Annotated in this window: 15 protein-coding genes; 9 read left to right on the forward strand and 6 right to left on the reverse strand. The window is 50.9% G+C overall.

All coding sequences use genetic code 11. The annotated features are described in order from the left end of the window. Positions 1-261: 261 nt before the first annotated feature. Positions 262-666, reverse strand: a complete 405-nt coding sequence (locus ACN4EK_RS18000; RefSeq protein WP_431659467.1) for an allophanate hydrolase-related protein — start codon at positions 664-666, stop codon at positions 262-264. Between the two features lie 136 nt (positions 667-802). Here ACN4EK_RS18000 and ACN4EK_RS18005 point away from each other — a divergent pair, with 136 nt between their 5' ends. Beyond that, positions 803-2,083: a Zn-dependent hydrolase gene (locus tag ACN4EK_RS18005; protein ID WP_431659469.1), complete on the forward strand. Its 1,281-nt coding sequence runs from the start codon at positions 803-805 to the stop codon at positions 2,081-2,083. Here ACN4EK_RS18005 and ACN4EK_RS18010 read toward each other — a convergent pair. Then, a complete protein-coding gene (locus ACN4EK_RS18010) occupies positions 2,050-2,727 on the reverse strand; it encodes an ABC transporter ATP-binding protein (protein ID WP_431659470.1) in 678 nt (225 codons plus the stop codon). The genes ACN4EK_RS18005 and ACN4EK_RS18010 overlap by 34 nt on opposite strands. A gap of 228 nt (positions 2,728-2,955) precedes the next feature. Here ACN4EK_RS18010 and ACN4EK_RS18015 point away from each other — a divergent pair, with 228 nt between their 5' ends. From ACN4EK_RS18015 to ACN4EK_RS18025, 3 genes are all read left to right on the forward strand, one after another. Then, entirely contained in the window at positions 2,956-3,903 is a 948-nt protein-coding gene (locus tag ACN4EK_RS18015; protein WP_431659471.1) for a Sll0314/Alr1548 family TPR repeat-containing protein, read from the forward strand. Positions 3,904-3,991: 88 nt separating this feature from the next. Continuing rightward, a complete protein-coding gene (locus ACN4EK_RS18020; protein WP_431659472.1) occupies positions 3,992-4,453 on the forward strand; it encodes a DUF3531 family protein in 462 nt (153 codons plus the stop codon). A 71-nt stretch (positions 4,454-4,524) separates the two neighbouring features. After that, complete coding sequence (locus ACN4EK_RS18025; protein WP_431659473.1) at positions 4,525-4,962, forward strand: NUDIX hydrolase; 438 nt, start codon at positions 4,525-4,527, stop codon at positions 4,960-4,962. 115 nt (positions 4,963-5,077) lie between these two features. Here the strand turns inward: ACN4EK_RS18025 and ACN4EK_RS18030 are convergent, their stop codons facing one another. Beyond that, the gene (locus tag ACN4EK_RS18030) at positions 5,078-6,070 is read right to left on the reverse strand and encodes a ribose-phosphate pyrophosphokinase (protein WP_431659474.1); all 993 of its coding nucleotides are present in this window, start codon (positions 6,068-6,070) and stop codon (positions 5,078-5,080) included. A 160-nt stretch (positions 6,071-6,230) separates the two neighbouring features. Between ACN4EK_RS18030 and ACN4EK_RS18035 the strand changes: the two genes are divergently transcribed. The 3 genes from ACN4EK_RS18035 (at position 6,231) to bioD (ending at position 9,638) form a co-directional block, all read left to right on the forward strand. After that, complete coding sequence (locus ACN4EK_RS18035) at positions 6,231-6,689, forward strand: GatB/YqeY domain-containing protein (RefSeq protein ID WP_431659475.1); 459 nt, start codon at positions 6,231-6,233, stop codon at positions 6,687-6,689. A 71-nt stretch (positions 6,690-6,760) separates the two neighbouring features. Next, the gene (locus tag ACN4EK_RS18040) at positions 6,761-8,719 is read left to right on the forward strand and encodes a protein kinase domain-containing protein (protein WP_431659476.1); all 1,959 of its coding nucleotides are present in this window, start codon (positions 6,761-6,763) and stop codon (positions 8,717-8,719) included. A 229-nt stretch (positions 8,720-8,948) separates the two neighbouring features. After that, a complete protein-coding gene (gene bioD / locus ACN4EK_RS18045; protein ID WP_431659477.1) occupies positions 8,949-9,638 on the forward strand; it encodes a dethiobiotin synthase in 690 nt (229 codons plus the stop codon). A gap of 237 nt (positions 9,639-9,875) precedes the next feature. Here the strand turns inward: bioD and ACN4EK_RS18050 are convergent, their stop codons facing one another. Next, the gene (locus tag ACN4EK_RS18050) at positions 9,876-10,439 is read right to left on the reverse strand and encodes a Uma2 family endonuclease (RefSeq protein ID WP_431659478.1); all 564 of its coding nucleotides are present in this window, start codon (positions 10,437-10,439) and stop codon (positions 9,876-9,878) included. Positions 10,440-10,483: 44 nt separating this feature from the next. After that, the gene (shc, locus tag ACN4EK_RS18055; RefSeq protein WP_431659480.1) at positions 10,484-12,433 is read right to left on the reverse strand and encodes a squalene--hopene cyclase; all 1,950 of its coding nucleotides are present in this window, start codon (positions 12,431-12,433) and stop codon (positions 10,484-10,486) included. Positions 12,434-12,537: 104 nt separating this feature from the next. Between shc and ACN4EK_RS18060 the strand changes: the two genes are divergently transcribed. Beyond that, the gene (locus ACN4EK_RS18060) at positions 12,538-13,749 is read left to right on the forward strand and encodes a glycosyltransferase (protein WP_431659481.1); all 1,212 of its coding nucleotides are present in this window, start codon (positions 12,538-12,540) and stop codon (positions 13,747-13,749) included. 46 nt (positions 13,750-13,795) lie between these two features. Here ACN4EK_RS18060 and ACN4EK_RS18065 read toward each other — a convergent pair whose 3' ends face one another. Then, entirely contained in the window at positions 13,796-14,146 is a 351-nt protein-coding gene (locus ACN4EK_RS18065) for an MliC family protein (RefSeq protein WP_431659483.1), read from the reverse strand. 507 nt (positions 14,147-14,653) lie between these two features. On the opposite strand from ACN4EK_RS18065, the gene ACN4EK_RS18070 reads away from it, so the two are divergent. Next, positions 14,654-15,457, forward strand: a complete 804-nt coding sequence (locus ACN4EK_RS18070) for a hypothetical protein (RefSeq protein WP_431659484.1) — start codon at positions 14,654-14,656, stop codon at positions 15,455-15,457. Positions 15,458-15,525: the final 68 nt, after the last annotated feature.

The following is a 15,525-nucleotide window of genomic DNA, read 5'->3' on the forward strand; positions in this document are numbered from 1 at the left end:
CCATCTTGACGAACAGCCAACCTGATCTAAATCGTGCCACTACAAAACTTAAATTTTCTTTTTAGCGAAGACTAATCCAACGGCTGCTTGAGTTTCCCACCCAGAAATCTCTTCAAACTAGCCTCACATCCCCACCACCCCGGTACACGGCGGAAATCTACCCTACTTCTTTGCTTAGCCCTCAGCCCTATCCCCTAAAATGGTTGCCGAACTGCCCCCCGTATGACTACCAGGGGGCAAAAATTGCTGTCATTCCCCTTTCTAAGCTGGCTGACTCGCTTTATAAGCTGCCCAACCCCCGTAATCAGAAATATCTAGCCAGTTGTACTGCTCAACTAATTCTTGCGGATACAGAAATGCCGTGACGACCTCCCCATCCTCCAACACCACATCAGCGGCATACATGTGGGGCGGTTCCGAAGCTACCAACTGGTCAAATTGTTCCAACGATAACTCATACACTTCTCCAGGAATCGCAATCCCCTGTTCCGCCACTTGATAAATCGCCGGATGCCAACCATCATGGGCAGAATGTAAGCGATACTGCGATCGCGTTTTTGCCTCTCGGATAAATTTCGCCTCGCCCAGGTTGCCATGTCCTGGTTGCCCCCGTAACGCCGAACCACAAATAAAAACCCGCTTTGTTGCCATTTCTGCCTGAGTCATTGGTGTTCGTGATGTTGATAGGTTGTACTTAAATCAATGCGGTCACGCTTTAGCTAAAATATTCGTCATATTGCTAATCTCTATCGCCACGTTGATCGAGTTTTTCTAGCACAACTGATCCACTTAGACTGCGTTTATGGATCCTACAGCCAGTATTCTATCCCGCCTTAGCCTCGATCGCGATCGCCTGATGGATCGCATCGATCGCCTTGCCAAAATTGGGCAACAACCCACTGGCAGTATCCGGCGGCTTGCCTTTACTCCAGAAGACTTACAAGCCCGTTATCTAGTCCAACAATGGATGAGTGAAGCTGGCATGACGGTGCGGATTGATGCGGCGGGTAACTTAATTGGTCGATATGCCGGAAGCATTCCTCAGGCTCCGGCGTTAGCTACCGGTTCCCACATTGACACCGTTCCCTCCGGGGGGCGATTTGATGGTGTGTTAGGAGTTCTGGCAGGGATTGAAATAGTTCGTACCCTGCGTGAACATGAGATCCAACTCCAGCATCCTTTAGAAGTAATTGTCTTCACCGATGAAGAAAGCTCAATGATCGGTTGTCAAGCGATCGCAGGCACTGTATTAACCAATACACCAGAACGCTATCAGCCCAGAATTGGTCGTTCTATTGAAACCTGTTTAGACACCATTGGCGGCAACTGGGATGCCATCACCACTGCCCAACAAACGCGATCGCAGATGGCTGCTTTTGTGGAACTACATGTGGAACAAGGAATTGTGTTAGAACACCAACAAACGGCGATCGGGGTTGTCGAAGGAGTGGTGGGGATGCAGCGCCATAAAGTCACGATTACCGGACAGGCAAACCATGCGGGTACAACTCCCATGCATCTACGGCAGGATGCCTTAGTGGCAGCGGCTCACCTGATCTTAGCGGTCCAACAGATTGCCCAGCAGCAACCCAGCCAACCCGTGGCAACAGTGGGTTACTTAGAGGTAGCCCCGAATGCGGTCAACATTATTCCTGGACAAGTGGAACTCTCGGTTGATTTGCGCGATCTCTCGTCTGCCGGTTTGCAAGCGATGATGCAACAGTTACAAACTGAGATCGATCGCATTGCGACTCACACTCAAACCAACATTACAACTACACCATTACTCTGTGTTGAACCCAGCCTAGCCGCAAAGCATATTCAAACCACGATCGCCCAGGTCTGTCAGCAACTTGATCTGAGCTATTGTGCCTTACCCAGTCGTGCCGGACATGATGCCCTGGAGATGGGACGCTGTACCGACATGGGCATGATTTTTGTCCCTAGTCGATCGGGGATCAGTCACTCGGAAGCAGAATACACCGCTCCGGAACACTGTGTGCAGGGAGCCAATGTCTTACTCCATACCCTCATCGCCTTAGATCAGTTTTATCCTGAGACTAATTCGGCTTTAGCAGACTGAGCCTTTAACGCCTCTGGTGACACCGACATCAATGTCCCGTGGTGCAATGTCCAGCAATGATCCGCCACTTCTAACAGATCTCCGGCATCATGGGATACCACTAACAGACTCCAATGCTGTTTGAGTTTGGCGAGTAAGTTCACCAGTTGCCGCCGCATCGACCAATCCAAGCCCGCCGTTGGTTCATCCAATAATAGTAAATGGGGTTGCCGAATCAGTTGCACCGCTAAGGCTAACCGGCGTTGTTGCCCTCCACTCAGGGCTTCCGGGGGGGTACTCCAGGGCAGTTGACCTAAACCCACTTCATTCAATGCTTCCTGAATCCGATCGCTCAGGAGTTCGGGATGTCCCAAACGCAACTCTTCTAACACCGTCCCACCACAGAAATGGCGCTCCGGAAACTGAAACACCAGACCACACAACTGTTGAAGATGTAACGGGGTTAATTCCTGCTCCCGCCAAAAAATGCCGCCCCGAGTTTTGGTCGCCAGCCCTGCCAAAATTTCTAGCAAGGTACTTTTTCCCGACCCACTGGAACCGACAATTAGCCCCAATTGCTGGGGAGCCACTTGTAAATTAATCGTTTTCAGAATCGGGGTAGGACTGGCAGCAGGATGGTAGGTCAGGTTTTTCAGAATCAGCATTGAGAATCAGTCGAGTGAGGACGCAATAGCCACGATCGCGGCATGGGAACTTAAATGGGTTGGAACTTGTCGCAGGAAGTTGCGTCAGATCCTCCCATGAATATGCGCCATGCTGCCTACTTCATTATGCCCAACCTGATCAATTCCTCACGGGAAACACCTCTCGTTGTGGATTGCCTATCATAGGCTACAGGATAGTATAACCACCAACGATCGGAACATTAACCTATGGCTGATTGGTTTACCGCTTCCAAACAACTCCACCTGAAGCACCACCTGCAAACCTTAGTGCGGGTTGCCAGTGTCGCGCTGATTACAACAAACCTTTGGGCAGGCTCCGCGTTTGCTAAGGATCCCTTCCGCACCACCAATGCCAGACCCATTGGCGACAAAACTGAAGCCGCCTTCCGGGCATTATTTGAGCAAGGAGATTATAAGGCGGCAGAAACTCAACTAGCTCAAGCTGAACCGAATGAACCGTTAGCCTATGCCCTGCGATCGCTGGTTGCCTTCGCCAAACTGGATGGGGCAAAGGATGATCAAAAAACGGCGATTCTCACCCAAATTCAGGCTGACGCGACAAAGACTCGGGAAACCGCCCAACAACTGCTCAGCCGGGATCCGTTACGGGGCAATCTTTATTTGGCTGTCGGAGAATTTTTGGATGGAGCCTATGTCTTTGCTAAGGAAGGAACCGTTAAGGGGATTCCCCATGCCTTAGGTAAGCTGCAAACCGTGACCAATTACTTGCAGACGGCAGAAGCACAATCCCCCAATGACCCCGAACTTAATCTGATTAAAGGCTTTATCGAACTGTATGCCGGGTTAAATCTACCCTTCGCCGACTCGAAAAAAGCGATGGAACGACTCGATAAGTATGCCGGTCCTCGCTATTTAGCCGATTGGGGATTAGCGATCGGCTATCGGGAACTCGATCAGTATGATCAAGCCATGACGGCGGTCGATCGAGCTTTACAGCAGGCTCCCAACAATCCCGATTTTCTCTATCTCAAAGCCCAACTCCTGGCGAAAAAAGGCAACTATCAGGAATCCGTGAACTACATCAATCAAGCCCTGGCTAAACAAGAGCAACTCCCTCCCAGTACCGTTAAACAAATGAAGCGCGACCTTAACCGGGCACAAAAACGGCTTAACGGTGCCGCCACGACCAAATAGGAGTGCTATACGCCTGAAAGCCTAAACGATCGGGGATAACGTTAGAATAATTCCCTGATCGTTTAGCTATTGGTTGTTCTCATAATTCATGCAAGTACAGTTTCGGGAATTTGACCCCTTTAATGTCTGGATCTGGATCGAATTCAGCACTGTTCCCTCAGAAATGGAAAAACAGTACGTCGAAGAAGTGTTTGACTCCTGGTTTTTCCTGGGGAAATTGGGTGGGTTCAATGCCGAAAACCTCCAGGTGCAAGACACCGGACTGGAGATCAGCTACATGGAGTATGACGAAGACACTGCCGACAGCAGCATGTTGGCACTAATGCACAACATGGGTGATCTGGAATACGAGAGCAACTGGGGGCGCTGTTGGTTCGATCTGGGTACCAGTGACGCGATCGCCCTGGATGTGTTGATCAATGCCTTAAAACAATTCAGCCGCGATTATGTCACGTTAGAACGGGTCATCATTGGTGGCGAAAACGAAGACTGGCCGACCGGTGACAGCCGCAGCCGCTCCGATGTTTTATCCGAACATCAGTTTAATTAGTTGTTCCGTAGTCATTCGGCGATCGGGTGTAGCTCTATGAGTTACTACATCGCAGATCACATCGGCTCAATATGGGTAATTCCAATCGCATTCGGGTGTTGGTCTTAGGGTTGATTCAACACCACGATCGCTTATTTGTGGCTGAAGGTTACGACTCGGTCAAACAAGATCGATTTTATCGGGCACTCGGTGGCGGAGTTGAGTTTGGTGAAACCAGTCTTGATGCTCTGAAGCGCGAGTTTCAGGAGGAAATTCAGGCAGAACTGACCAATATTCACTATTTGGGTTGTCTGGAAAATTTATTTGTCTACAATGGCAACCCTGGGCATGAAGTCATTCAACTATATCGTTGTGATTTTGCTGACCCTAAATTTTATCAATTGGAACAACTAATCTTTTTAGAAGATGTCGGCAACACCCCAATTACCGGATTGTGGGTAGACTGCGATCGCTTCCGCTCCGGTGAACTCCGGCTCGTTCCTCCCGCCTGCTTAGATTATTTGCCATAGGCAGTGAACCGGGAAATATCAGTTGATTAATTGATATGAATCAATTAAGCCATTTGTGGGAAGTTAACTGAAAAAATCCTACAAATGGCTTAACTATCTAATTGCCGCTCGTTCGCTACCGGAACATGCTGCTGACCGAGCTATCTTCGTGAATTCGCCAAATCGCCTCACCCAGCAGATTGGCAACCGACAGAATCGTTAATTGCGGGAACCGATTTTCCATTGCGATCGGAATCGTATTGGTCACAATCACCTCTTCAAAGATGCCACTCGACAACCGCTCGATCGCGGGCGGCGAGAAGACCGGATGGGTAATACAGGCATAGACCTGGCGTGCGCCTTCTTGTTTCAGTAAGCGAGCCCCTTCCGTAATAGTTCCAGCCGTGTCGATCATGTCATCAACCAGAACAGCCGTCTTGCCTTTAACATCCCCAATCACATTCAACACTTCTGCCACATTATGAGCTTGGCGGCGCTTATCGATGATGGCTAGAGGAGCATCGTCTAACTTCTTGGCAAATGCCCGCGCCCGCGCCACCCCACCCACATCGGGCGACACTACGACCAGGTCATGCAGCTTCTTGCTATTCAAGTAATCCAATAACACGGGAGACGCATAGACATGATCCATCGGGATATCGAAATAGCCCTGAATCTGAGCCGAGTGCAAATCCATCGCCAGAATTCGGCTCGCCCCGGCCTGGGTAATTAAATTCGCTACCAACTTAGCCGTAATCGACTCCCGCCCTGCCGTTTTGCGATCGGCTCTGGCATATCCGTAATACGGAATTACCGCCGTGATTTGCCGAGCCGAAGCCCGCCGACAGGCATCGATCATCGTCAACAGTTCCATCAGATTGTCATTGACCGGGCGGCAGGTAGGTTGCAACAGGTAGACATCACATCCGCGAATCGACTCCTGAATTTGAATATATAATTCACCGTCCGCAAACCGTTTGCGAACCATCGGCCCCAGGTCAACACCCAGGTAACGAGCCACTTCTTGAGACAGATCGAGGTTAGCTGATCCAGAAAGCAACCGCAGACGACTGTTGTCATTCAAAGACGGCAGGGTTGTCGGAAGAGGAAGAGTTACAGAAGGAATCACGGTGTGGTCTTGAACGCATTCATCGCAATCTTATCATTGGGATTTGCAAACATCCCCCAGGAATTTTCTGAGATTACTGTATGGATTTATGCCAAAAAGTTGAGTGAAGTTAACCTAGCAACCTAGAAGTTAAAATGATTTCTTTACCAGGGGGAATGCTATGAGCCTGAAAGACCGGATTGGCGAAGACATCAAAACCGCGATGAAAGCCAAAGATAAAGTCCGCTTAGAAACCGTTCGCAGCATTAAAAAAGCGATTTTGGAAAAGGAAGTCAGCGTCCGTCCCTCAGGACAGGAGGAACTGACCGAGGCACAGGAGATCGAAATCTTAGTACAGTTGGCCAAACAACGGCGAGATTCGATCGCTCAATATGAACAGGCTGGACGTGCCGAGTTAGCCGCTCAGGAATCTCAGGAATTAGCCATTTTGGAGGAGTATTTACCTCAGCAGCTTTCTGACGAAGAAGTGGAGCAGGCGATCGCCGAAATTATCGCCCAAGTCGGTGCCACCTCTGCCAAGGATATGGGCAAAGTTATGGGACCCGCCATGCAGAAACTTAAAGGCAAAGCCGATGGTCAAAAAGTGCAGGCGATCGTCAAAGCCAAACTTGGCAGTTAATCCCTCACCTTCCCTATCCTCCTCACCTTCCCTATCCTCCTCACCTTCCCCATCTTTCTCCCTAACTCCCCATGCTCCCCCCTCTGCCCACCGATACCGTCTTGCAGAACCGCTACCGCATCCTGAATGTACTAGGTCAGGGAGGCTTTGGTCGCACCTATTTAGCTCAGGATCAGGGGCGATTTAACGAACTCTGTGCGTTGAAAGAACTCACCCCAGCTCAAGGGGGAACTTACGCCCTCGATAAATCAAAAGAACTCTTCCAGCGTGAAGCCGAAATTCTCTACAAAATTCAGCATCCCCAAATCCCGGAGTTCCGCGCCAACTTTGAGCAAGACCAGCGGCTGTTTCTAGTGCAGGATTATGTGGATGGGCAAACCTACCGCATGTTACTGGATCAGCGACGGACGCAGGGAATTGCCTTTTCCGAAACCGAAATCTTACAACTGCTGCGGCAACTGCTGCCGGTGCTGGCGCATATCCACAGCAAAGGCATCATTCACCGCGATATTGCCCCCGACAACATTATTCTGCGCCAACAGGATAGCAAACCCGTTTTAATCGACTTTGGCGTAGTGAAAGAACTGGCAACCCGCTTGCAGGGTGTGGGCATGACCATGCCGCAAAATACCACGGTCGGGAAATTGGGCTACGCCCCCTGGGAACAGATCCAAACGGGTAAAGCCTATCCCAGTAGTGACCTGTATTCCCTGGCAGTCACAGCCGTCGTGTTATTGACTGGACGGGAGCCACAGGAACTATTCGATGACTCGACCATGACCTGGTACTGGCAACGCTGGGTAACAGTGACTCCCGGATTTGCCCAAGTTTTGAACCGGATGTTGAGCTATCGTCCCAGCGATCGCTATCAATCGGTGAGTGAAGTCGTCCAAGCCTTACAAGCACTTCCGGGGGGTGGTGGCTATCCTCCAACCCAAACTCCGCCGCCAACCTATCAACCGCCGATCGTGACACCGCATCCTACTCCCCCACCCCCTACCAATCCCGACCTATCCCGGATTCCCACGGTTGCCGTTGGTCGTCGTCCTGCCTCGAACACTACAGCCCCCGTCGCTCCAGCCAACCAGCGTTCTGCGACTCGACCGACGATCGAAGCCCCCCGTAGCTCACTTTGGGATGATCCTTGGGCAGTGCTGGTATTAGGGATTGCCTTTATCGCCTTAACAGGGATTGGCTCCTGGCTTCTTGTTCGCACGATTTTTAATCCTCAAGCCCCCACCCCAACGGCTTCGATTACCTTTAGCCCTACTCCCAGTACACCCAGCCCAACGGTAACGCCAACCACAACTCCGACGATTAAACCGACCCCGGATCCGGTGAACTACAGTCAACGCCTGGAGATTGCTCCGGATGGGAAACCGATCGTCAAAACTGGCACTCTGAAAGAGAATGAAACCCTCGACTACATCATTGCCGCTGAGCAGGAAGATCAATTGACTGCCGTTTTGGATGGGGAAGGGGTGCTGATGACAATTTTAGGGCCGAATAGAGAGCCGCTGGGCGATCGGGCAAACCGAGTGTCCTACTGGCAGGGCACATTACCTTACACCGGGGCATACTATTTACGGTTACGTCCGATTAAAGGGATTGGACAAAGCGACTACCAAGTTGAGGTCAGGCTTGCCAGTCCACCGGAACCATCCCCCAGTCCGACTATTCCCTCTCCTTCCCCCACTGTCTCTCCTTCCCCCTCTCCCCCTCCGGCGGGTGTGCAAGAGGAACGGGTAAGTTTTCCCCCTGGACAAACTAGAACGACCATTTCTGCTCGGATTGAGGGGAATGTGATTCGGCGCTATCTGGTGAATGGTAACGAGGGGCAGGTGTTAGCGGCTGAGGTCAACGGCGGGCCCGTCACCCTGAGTGTCCGGGGGCCAGATGGTCGTTTCGTCGAGGGTGCTTCGGGGGTCGTGGTGTCTCAATCGAAGCTGACGATCGGGGGAACTTACGCGATCGATGTCACGGCTCCTCCAGGGACGGACTTTACGCTGGATATTAGTGTTAGAGATTAGGGAGATGGGGGAGATGAGGAAGATAGGGAGATAGGGAGATAGGGAGATAGGGAGATAGGGAGATAGGGAGATAGGGAGATAGGGAGATAGGGAGATAGGGAGATAGGGAGATAGGGAGATAGGGAGATAGGGAGATAGGGAGATAGGGAGATTACAGTAATTGCTCTCTGTTGATGGTTGATGGCTTATTGTTCACTGGTGATGGTTAACTGAAACGGGGAGGTTGTGTTTGAACGCGCTATTGATTGCTGGAACGGATACAGATGCCGGAAAAACAATTTTGACGACGGCGTTAGCCGCTTATTGGGGTCGCTATCATGCGCTATCGCAACTTGGTATTCTTAAACCAATTCAGTCTGGTATCGGCGATCGCGAAACGTATAGCCGTTTATTTAACCTAGATCCGAATGAAGTGAATCCTCTATGGTTTGAGGCTCCTTTGGCTCCGCCGTTAGCCGCCGATCGGGAAGGACGGCGGATTGAGTTAGAGCGGGTTTGGCAAGCATTTGAAGCCCTGCGGCAACAGAAGGAGTTTGTGCTGGTGGAGTCGTTAGGTGGCTTGGGTTCTCCGGTGACTCACGAAACTACGGTGGCAGACCTTGCCTGGGATTGGCGATTACCTGCGGTGTTAGTCGTTCCAGTGAAATTAGGCGCGATCGGTCAAGCCGTAGCCAATGTGGCATTAGCCCGACAGTCCCGCATCCACCTCAAGGGCATTGTGCTAAATTGTGCCCAGTCTTGTTCTGAACAGCAGATTGCCGATTGGGCACCGGCTGATTTAATTCAGCGCTTAACGAACGTACCCGTTCTTGGTTTGATTCCCTACTTAGCTGACTGCACTGATTTAGATAAGTTGGCTCAAGTCGCTGCCAATTTAGAACTAGAGCGGTTACTGCCACTGGCAAGTAAAATCAGTTAATCACACCATGCTTTATTCAGCTTGACGAACCCCCAAAATCTGCGACTGGATGCGCCAATCTCCAGAACTGAGGAGACTTTGTGAGAAAAATATTACCCTGTACGGGTTTAGCATTCGGCAGATCATCTCTGACTGATGCAGAAGGGCTATTGACCGAATGCCAAACCCCTACAATCTGTGGAGATAAATTCTTCTGGAAATGGGCTTAGTTGAATTGAATAAAATTTTTAAAAATAATTATTCTAATAGCCAACCAAATACTGTTTCTACTGTCAGGATCAGGTCACTGGCAAAGGTGGGAACTGGCAGGAGTTGTGCTGATTCGTCAAATACCTGCGGCTGGTGTTTCGGTAAGTAAACAAAAATAGTTTGCTCATCGGGATCAATTAGCCAACCCATCTGAGTTCCATGATTCAAACAATGCAAGATATTTTTGGTGACTTTCGTCTGGCTCTGATCCGGTGACAGAATCTCGATCGTCCAATCTGGTGCCATCAAAAATGTATTGGCAATCTCGCCATTTGCATCCCGAGGAATGCTTGCCCAGCTAAACACCGCCACATCGGGAACCGTCGATCGTCCGCCAAAGGTGCAACGCAACTCTGAAAATGCTCGGGCTTTGTGTTGCAGTTTGAGAGTGACATTGACGATCGTGGATAACTCCGTCTGAATCGTACTGTGCTTCCCTTGCGGCATCGGTTTCTGAATGACTTGCCCGTCAATATACTCACTCGCAGGTTTTGTTTCTGGCAGGGTCAGAAATTCTTCTAAGGTGAGCGATTTAGCTGGAATGTGTAGCATCAACACCTACTGAAGCCAGACTAGCGATCGACGTTGTCTCTATTCTAAAAGCATAATTGGCGGTAGCGTCCTAAGGCGGTGAGGGGAAAGTGCTGCTGATAGAGGTGATATTTCAAGTAGAAATGGCAGGGGAACCCAGTGCCAGTAAATTCCGATTCGTCCCAGGTGCCATCCGATCGCTGAGTATTGAGTAGATACGCCACACCGCGATCGATCGCTTCCCTGGCAAATACTTCGGTGGCTTCTCCCGCCGCTAACAACCCAATCAACGCCCAGGCGGTTTGAGAAGCCGTACTCACACCCTGCCCCTTCAAGGAGGGATCATTGTAACTGCGGCAGGTTTCGCCCCAACCGCCATCGGCATTCTGACACTGGACTAACCAGGCAGCCCCCCGTTCAATTTCCGATCGGAACGCTTGCGGAGCCAATACCGATAACGCTGCCAGCACTCCACTGGTGCCGTAGATATAATTCACGCCCCAGCGCCCAAACCAACAGCCTTCTGGTTCCTGTTCCTGCCGGAGATAATCTAATGCCCGCACAATCCGATCAGGCTCCATCAGGCGATCGCTGGGTGACTGAGCTAACCGTCCCAACATTTCCAAAACTCGGGCGGTGACATCAGCAGTATTCGGATCAATCATGGCTTTCAGATCGGCATAAGGCAGGAGATTCAGCCAATCCTGATCGTTATTTAGATCAAAGGCTGCCCAACCACCCGGACGACACTGCATCGTGGCAATCCACTGCACCGATCGCGCGATCGCCTGTTGTTTCAGAGCCTCATTCGGCAATTGGATGGCTTGCAGCGCCATCACTACAACTGCCGTGTCATCCACATCGGGATAAAAACAGTTGTCAAACTCAAACGCCCAGGCTCCCGGCTTACCGACCCGGTTTTTTACCGCCCAATCGCCATAATCTAGAATTTGCTTTTGTAGCAGCCATTCCCCCCCCTTCACCAGGGCAGGATGGTCGGCAGGCAAGCCAGAATCCACTAACGATCGCATCACCAAAGCGGTATCCCAAACCGGAGACACACAGGGCTGAACGCGGTAGCTATCCTCTGTTTCAATCGCAAACCGATCAATCGCTTGTAACCCGCGATCGACGATCGGATCGGCAGCATCATAACCCAGACAGCGTAATGCCAGGAGGGAATTCAACATAGCGGGAATAATGCCGCCCCAGTCTCCCGTAGCTTCCTGCCGCTCCAATACCCAGCGCTCAGCCGCCTTCAGCCCTTCCTGCCGGAATGGCACCAGGTTCAAATTTTCCGCCAGTTTAAACGCATCATCCAGTACCAGAAATACATCTGTCCAATCCCCACTACGCGGTAACTCATACTGAACATTTGCCGCTCCTTCACTGTAGAGTTCATCCAGGGCGATCGCGGGTTCCACCATATACACAGGCTTCTGATCAAACACAATCAGTAACGGTACTGTGCTACCCCTTGCCCAACTGGACATTTCATAGATCGTGAAAGGAAACTGTTCCGGCAACAGCATGATCCAGGGTGGAATCGATGGAATGCCGCGCCAGTCATAGCAACCAATCAAGGCGAGATGCAGCTTGGTGAAAATGCGAGTTTTGCTGATGCCGCCTCGCGCCAGAATGAATTGCTTCGCCCGTTGCATGGCTGGATCAGTGGCTGGCACTCCTGATAACCGCAGCGCCATATAGGCTTCTACCGAGGTACTGAGGTCGCCGCCATCACCGTAAAATAGTTCCCAACCGCCATGTTCCCGTTGTTGCGATCGCAGGTAAGCCTCGGCTTTATGCAAGGGTCGGGTTTTATCAGTGCCCCAAATTTTGTGCAGCAGAATGACTTCTGCCGTAATTGTGACATTCGACTCCAGTTCGACCCACCAATAACCCTCCGAATATTGCGTAGACAACAGATAGTTCTGGCTAGCGGCGATCGCAGCATCCAACGACTGCAACTGATCCGGCTGTCCTAAACCGATTCCTCGATCCTGCGTCTGCGTCACGGTAGCCCCACTCCTGTCCCAACACTTGGTCACAAAACTACAAACAATGTATTGTGCTTCGTAATGCTTCACATTGGCAACTATCTATATCGGACAACGATCGCATGAATTTTCTGATTTCGGCACTATCAGGATTATCGGTGGTGATCTGGCTGGTACTGCTTGGCTTGAGGGGAGGGTTTTGGCAGTGTGATCAGGTGTTGGAGGGAGGTGGGGAAGATGAGGAAGGTGGGGGAGAGCATCCGACGGTGTGGGCGGTGATTCCAGCCCGGAATGAGGCGGAGTTGCTGCCAGTGACGCTGCGATCGTTGCTGCAACAGGACTATCCTGGTGAACTGCGGGTAATTTTAGTGGATGACCATAGTACGGATGGAACGGGGACGGTAGCTCAAGCTACGGCGGCATCCTTGGGGCAGGCAGAACGGTTAACGATACTAGCAGCAGCACCCTTACCAACAGGTTGGTCAGGTAAATTGTGGGCGATGGATCAGGGGGTGCAAAAAGCCCTCACAGCATCACCGGACTATATTTTGTTGACGGATGCGGATATTTACCACGATCGCTGGAATGTGCGGCGATTAGTCACCCAGGCAGAGCAACATAATCTGGCGATGGCTTCGGTGATGGTGCGGTTGCGCTGTGAGAGTAGTTGGGAACAGCTATTGATTCCAGCCTTTGTGTTCTTTTTTCAAAAACTTTATCCATTTCGCTGGGTGAATGATTCTCAGCGATCGACGGCGGCGGCGGCGGGCGGGTGTATTTTAATTCGGGGCGATGTTCTGGAACAGATTGGCGGACTGCAAACGATTCGGCAGGCGTTAATTGATGATTGTGCCTTAGCTCAGGTCGTGAAGCAGCGAGAGGATGAGGGAGATAATTCCGCGATCGCTGGGTTGCGACTGTCTAGAAAGATCTGGTTGGGTCTGAGTGATTTAACCTGTAGTTTGCGTCCCTATCCATCCCTGCAAACCATTTGGGATATGGTGGCGCGGACAGCCTATACGCAACTCAATTATTCCCCGTTATTGCTCCTGGGAACATTGGTGGGAATGACAATCATTTATCTGATCCCACCGATCGCAGTTGGGATAGGAGTGATGGCTGGGAATACGACGATCGCCTTAACTGGATTAACGGGCTGGTTACTGATGACACTGGCATACTACCCCACCGTTCGGTTTTATCGGTGTTCGCCGCTATTTGCCGTTAGTCTACCGGCGATCGCCCTGCTCTATACCTTCATGACGATCGACTCGGCTTGGCGACACTGGCAGGGTCAGGGGGGAGCCTGGAAAGGGCGGGTATATCCAGGTTAGGGCAGACATGGGTAAAGCTGGGATTACCCATGCCTGATGTCATGGACTACCAGAGTCCCGATACGCCACCGCCCTGTTGAGCCACACAATTGTCAAACAACACCTTATCCCCAACTTCGACAAAGGCTTCGTCACCTTTGGTATTTAAGGTCACACTGCCATTGCTGTATCTAGCACCGGAGGCAGACTCAACTTGGGGTAGAGTAATCACTTTACTGCCAAAGGTCAGCCGCACACTGTCGGAACCATCAGGACGGTAGACCGCATAAAACCCTTTATTCGCATCACAACGATACCAAACTCGGGTTGTATTTTGGGATGAGACAGGCGCACTGAAAACCGTTAAGCCAACTGATACGGTTAAGACACCCAGAACCGATGAAATCAGTTTATGCATGATAGTTTTTCCTCCAATGATTTCGCTGTAGTTGCGTTTGGTTTACTGCCTTCCTAGCCACACTCTGGAATGCTGCGGTCTGCCATTATCAGGATCACCATTCATCCTGTAGTCTGGAATCCTTGACAAACTTTTGACCGCTGCAATCCGCTCTTTAATCAGAGATAGTGATACCAAATTAAATAAACCTTGCGACACAGGTCTTGCACTGATCCCCCTCAGTCCCCCTTAATAGGGGGATGCCGAAGGCAGGGGGATCTCAATCTGTAGCGTGTCGAAATTAAATTGGTATAAGTTCAGGCAGAGCGATCGACATGACGTTAAGCGCAGGTTTGGCGCTCATTTTATGCCTGTATTTCGATTTGGCACTACTTTTTTTCGATCCTTAAGAATTTGGATTGTGTGCAAACATCAAGGAACTCTATTCAGAGCGAATAGATTGGGCATACTAGCGTAGAGCAACCTGTATGCTGCATTGATCTCGTTCCCTTAGGCAGATGTTGATTTATGCCGATTCAGAAAATTCCCCTCGAAGCGCTGCAAAAAATTCGTCAGCAAATCAAAAATGCGTTAGAGCTACCTGATTCGGAAAACCATCCCCGATCGTGGTCGTCGCTGGATGAAGTCGATGAATTGCCGGAACCCGATTCCCTCAGCGATCTAGGTGATTTATTTAGCTTTGGGGGAGTACCCGAGGAAGAAACCCACGTTCCCAACACCAACGGCAAATGGTTTATTAGCACCACGAATCCCGGTGCCGTATTAACCAAGTTACCCGGACTGAAGCTGAAAGCCGCCGTTCGTTTAGTCGGCTACTTGCACCGCACCGCCGAGGACGGAGTGGGTGTAATTTGGGCAGTGCCCGAAGACCTCAGTACCACGGCGCAACTCGAAAAAGCCCTGGCAAGCAGTGGGGATCAGCAGCATCCCCCCCAGCCGGAGGGGGCATTTGCCGATGTCATGGCAGCGATCCACGGCGATCGCTCTCCAGCCTCGTGGATTGTCGCTTCAATGCTGCGACGAGAATTTCGTGAATTTGGTGCGTTAGGTAAATCCTGTAATTGGCTGCACCATCGCTTGATTGATACTGTCCCAACTCAGGCAAAGTGGCAGTGGCGGGTTGCCAATCCCCCTAAAGATTTAGCGCCCAAGGTGGTGATTTATCCGGACAACAAAGTGGCGATCGAGTTCTTTACCTGCCGAGTCACGGCTCCGGTCGCAATCTTCCAGCATATTGACCAGTACCCACCTAACCAATATCAAGCGGCTAGCGTCGATCGCCCGATCGCGATTCCGCAAAAACCATCCTGATCAATCATCCTGGTTCGGTGTTTCTTGTTCCCAAGGCAATGTTCTAAGATAGAGGTAAGGCGGAATGA

This window comes from Pantanalinema rosaneae CENA516, assembly GCF_050753385.1.
Classification (GTDB): domain Bacteria; phylum Cyanobacteriota; class Cyanobacteriia; order Leptolyngbyales; family Leptolyngbyaceae; genus Pantanalinema; species Pantanalinema rosaneae.